Raw genomic sequence first — 4,300 nt, 5'->3', positions numbered from 1 at the left:
CGTAGGGCCAGGTCACCTCGATCTGGCCGGGTGCTCCTTCCGTCTTGATCGCCTCGGGCGGGCAGCCGGCCGCGTGCAGTGCTTCGCGGAGGTCGTGGAAGAAGGCGCTCAGGGCGGGCGGGTGGTCGAGGGCGTAGTCGAGGTTGTAGGGCGAGGCGGGGGCGAGTCCCCGGTATCCGCGGCGGCGGGCCTGCGCTGGGGTGCCTTTGTAGAGCAGGAATTCGCTCTCGATGCCGACCTTGGCCCGGTACCCGAGGGAGGCCAGCTCAGCGATCTGCTGACGCAACATCTGCCGCGGGGCGACGTCAATGGGCTGGCCGTGGTGGTGGGCGTCGCCGTGGATGAGGACGGTGCCGGGCAGATAGGACAGCCGTCGGATGGTGCCCGGGTCGGGGACGAGGTGCAGGTCCTGGAATCCGTCGTCCCAGCCGGTGAGGCGGTATCCCGGCTGTGGGTTCATGTCCCAGTCGGTGGCCAGGACGTAGGCGCACATCTTCGACTCGAAGCGGTCCAGGAACGTGTGGGCGTCGTGGAGCTTGCCCTTGAGGCGGCCCTGCATGTCGGGGACCGCGAGCATCACCGTCGTGATCTCGCCTTCTTCCACCAGGCGGACCAGGTTCCCCGGCTGCTGGGAGCCCGCTGTCAGGACGGGCAGGTCGTTCTGTTCGGTCTCGTGGGTCATCACAGCACGCCTTCGGACAGGGCCACGGTTTCGGCTTCGGTGCCCAGTGGCGGGATCTTGTAGGAGCGTCGGCCTTTGGTGATCCAGGTGAGCCACGCGATGAGCAGGACCACCGCGAGGGCGAGGCCGGCGTAGTTGAAGGACTGCACGGTGATCGGGGAAGCCTGCGGCAGGCAGAAGACGACGGTCAGCACGCTCACGTAGCCCACCGAGATCCAGCCCAGTGGCTGGCTCCAGGCGCCCAGGTGCCAGGGGCCCGGCGTGAACTTCTCCGGGTAGCGCCGCCGCAGATAGACCGGGATCACGTAGGCGGGGGTGATGCCGATGACGTTGATCGCGGTGACGGCGGCGTAGGCGGTCGGCGAGTACAGGCTGGGCAGCGCCAGGACCAGCGCGACACCGACCGACAGCCACACCGCGGGGACGGGGGTCTTGGTGCGGCTGCTGACGCGACGCCAGGTCGCGGAACCGTACAGGGCTCCGTCGCGGGAGAACGCGTACACCATGCGGGAGGCGGCGGCTGTTTCCGCGTTCCCGCAGAACAACTGGGCGACGATCACGACCAGGAGCAGCCCCTTGGCCACGCCGGTGCCCAGGACGTCGATGAAGATCTGCGCGGGCGGCACGCCCGTGCTGGTGCCCAGGGTGCCTGCGTAGTCCTCGATCGCGAACAGCAGCCCGGCCAGCAGGACGAACCCGGCCGCCCAGGACCAGGCGATGGCCCGCACGATGCCCTTGGGCGCTGCGATCTGTGCGCCTTTTGTCTCTTCCGACAGGTGGGAGGAGGCGTCGTAGCCGCAGAACGTGTACGCCGCCAGCAGACAGCCCAGTGCGGCCACATACACGGGGTTGTCGAAGCCGGTGCCGTTGTTGAAATGGGTGAAGACGAAGTCGGCGCTCTGGCGCTCGCCCGGGGCGAGGGTGAGCGCGCCGACGATCAGTGCGACGCCGGCGAGCTGCCACCACACCGAGATCGAGTTGAGCACGGTGACCAGGCGTACCCCGAGGGTGTTGAGGGTGCCGTGGAGCAGCAGGATGCCGGCGAATATCAGCATTGTTGTCTCGGGTGTGGGCTCAAGGCCCCACTGCAGGTTGGCGAACGCGCCGACGAACAGCGCGCAGCCGTAGTCGATGCCGGCGATCGCGCCGAGCAGGCCCAGGAGGTTGAGCCAGCCGGTGACCCATGCCCAGCGCGGGCCGCCGAGGCGGTGGGCCATGTAGTACAGGCCGCCCGAGGTGGGATAGGCGGAGGTGACCTCGGCCAGACACGCGCCGAGGATGAGGGTCATGGCGCCGATGCCGACCCAGCCCCACAGCATGACGGCGGGGCCGCCGGTGTTGAGGCCGTAGCCGAACAGGGTCATCCCGCCGGCCAGGATGCAGATCACCGAGAAGCTGATCGCGAAATTCCCGAAGCCGCCCATGCCGCGCTTGAGCTCGGGCGTGTAGCCGTGCCCGCGCAGCGCCGCGTCGTCGTCCAGCGGACGGCGGCTAGCTGATCGTCTGTGCGGCATCGGGCACCTCGGGGGAGAAGGAAGGAGAGGAGAAACGGCGTAATGCGGGTGGTAAGTGCAACGGAGAAGTCCTTTGGGTGATTTGAAGGAGGAAGCGAACGCAAGGGGCCGCGGTCGCGGAGGGTGGGCCTCGGATGGTCATCGGCGGCCCCCGGATCTCACTGCGGGGCGGCGGGCCTTGAGGAATTCCTCCTGCCACTCCTGCGGCTCGTAGGCGACCTGGGCCCACGGCGCGGTGGTCACGTGCGGGCCGATCGCCTCGAACACCGGACCGGCATGGCCTACGCCGGTGGCCGTCAGGGCGTGCGCCAGATGGTTGAGATCCAGCAGGGAACGGGTGTCGGGCTGCCCCGGCGCGGGCTGCGTCGGCTCGAACCACTCATACAGCGCTGTGCGGGCGTAGTGGGCTTTGTCCTCGGTGACCCAGTACGCGAGCACGTGGGCGGTCTGCCGCGTTGCCCACTGCTTGCGGTACTGATCGACGAAGGCGTACAGCGGCAGAACCTTCAACGGGGACCCCACGGGAGCCTTGGACGCCACCCACTGCGCGAAGGTGATCAGCTCGTCGCCGCGGGCGCGGAAGACGGCGAGCATCCGGTGGAAGGCTTCACGGTTGTGCGCATCGCGCTGGTGCACCGCATCCAGCAGCCGCCAGGGCCCCGGCGGCAGCAGATCCTCACGCGCGATCCAGTTGAGCGGACTGTGCGGCCGCCCGGGGTCGTCATCGGCCTGCGCGAGCGTCATGAAACACAGCGGCGGCACCGGATCATCCCTCCACTCCGCAGCCGCACTGCACGCGTAACGGGCCTTGAGGACGGCCTGCATCAGCTGCGGCCGGGAGACACTGTTGCGGTGGGCGAGGACCACGCGTTCACTCAGCACACGGGCCCGCATCATCCAGGCGTTCCAGTCCTGGGGCTCCTCCGCGGCCCACATCTCGATCGCCTCGGTATCCACCGCCGCGCGGCCCAGGACCTGACTTCGACTGCACCGCAGTGACCAGGAATCCGTCCTGGCGAGCAGCTCCTTCGTGGACAGCCACCGATTCAGCCGCAGATCCTCCAGCGCGACGCGCAGGTCGGCATCCCGGCCGGCAGGGTGCGGAATTGTCAAGCCCATGTCAGAGAAGGGCATCGGCGGGCCCCCAGTGTGAGAGAGCTGGGAGGGCAATGGCTGCGCACTGGCCTGGTGCGCGTAAGGATGGCATGGAGGTGAGTCCTCAGGGCAGGGAGTGGAGCCGTCGGGCCGCAGCCCACGTGATCCGCCGGCCATAGGGGGAGCCGGGACTGATGACTGCGGCCCGACGGGGCTTGTTGGGTCAGCCGGAGGCAACTGTGTGATCGAGCGGCAGGACCTGTACCTGGAGGCGGTTCGCCCACTCGGTGTGCGGTTCGAGGTTCAGGGAGTGGCGGCGGTTGTCGAACCGTTGGGGATCGGTGACACGGTAGAGCCGGAGAGATTCGCTGAACGTGGGGATGCAGACGGTGCCGGAATGCTGTGGCTACTTTCGGTTCAAGTAAATTCGGTCCACCGATAGCGATTGGTGCAAAGCCCTTTCAAATCCCGAACGCTGATATGTTAATTGGGAAATGAAAGAAATCTATATAGCAATCGGCAAAGATCTGCCCTAAAGATTCCAGCTCATGACGTACTTACGATCAGCAAGAAATCCGAGGCGACGGGCAGTGCGGCGGTGCACTGACTGTGAGGCGAACCGCGCGGAGGGGTGCCCACCATGTTCCGACGCAGCGCTGTTCTTGTTTCGGTGGGCGCGGCCGCGCCTGTTAACGGCCACGCCTGTCTGSGTCAGGCCACCAAGGTCAGTAGGCGATGACGAGCCGCACGGAGGGCCGGTCGATCACGGATCCGTCGGCGAGGTCGCTGTCCGGTGTGTCCGCGGGGTAGGCCGTGACCACGGGTTCGGCGGTCCGGGCCGGACTCCAGGCACGGATCTGCGCGCAGATCCGCTCGGCGAGATCGGCGCCGGCCGTGCCGTAGCCGACGGCTCCCAGGCGGAACCGGGGTCCTGTGTCCGCGCCTTGGGCGGTCCGCTCCAGAGTGAGGTATGCGAGGGAGTCGGCCTCGACGAGGGCGGGGCTCAGGG

2 protein-coding genes and 2 pseudogenes are annotated in these 4,300 nt (G+C 67.8%); all 4 read right to left on the bottom strand.

Annotated elements, in window-relative coordinates; all coding sequences use genetic code 11:
- Positions 1–682 (bottom strand): annotated as a pseudogene (locus tag FGF04_RS38195) (glutamine synthetase); the annotation flags it as partial.
- Positions 682–2,196 carry an amino acid permease gene (locus FGF04_RS38190; protein ID WP_149515984.1) on the bottom strand — a complete coding sequence of 505 codons (1,515 nt, stop codon included), beginning with the start codon at positions 2,194–2,196 and terminating at the stop codon, positions 682–684. The pseudogene FGF04_RS38195 and the gene FGF04_RS38190, both read right to left, overlap by 1 nt.
- Positions 2,197–2,334: 138 nt before the next feature.
- On the bottom strand, positions 2,335–3,330 hold the full coding sequence (locus FGF04_RS38185; RefSeq protein ID WP_149515983.1) for a hypothetical protein: 996 nt from the start codon (positions 3,328–3,330) through the stop codon (positions 2,335–2,337).
- A 686-nt stretch (positions 3,331–4,016) separates the two neighbouring features.
- Positions 4,017–4,300, bottom strand: a pseudogene (locus FGF04_RS38180) (methyltransferase, FxLD system); the annotation flags it as partial.

The organism is Streptomyces apricus (genome assembly GCF_008369065.1).
Lineage (GTDB): Bacteria > Actinomycetota > Actinomycetes > Streptomycetales > Streptomycetaceae > Streptomyces > Streptomyces apricus.
This window is presented reverse-complemented; position numbering and strand designations above follow the sequence as displayed.

Coding starts and splice junctions, on each gene's coding strand:
- FGF04_RS38190 (WP_149515984.1), bottom strand. CDS start 2,196: ATGCCGCACAGACGATCAGCTAGCCGCCGTCCGCTGGACGACGACGCG.
- FGF04_RS38185 (WP_149515983.1), bottom strand. CDS start 3,330: ATGCCCTTCTCTGACATGGGCTTGACAATTCCGCACCCTGCCGGCCGG.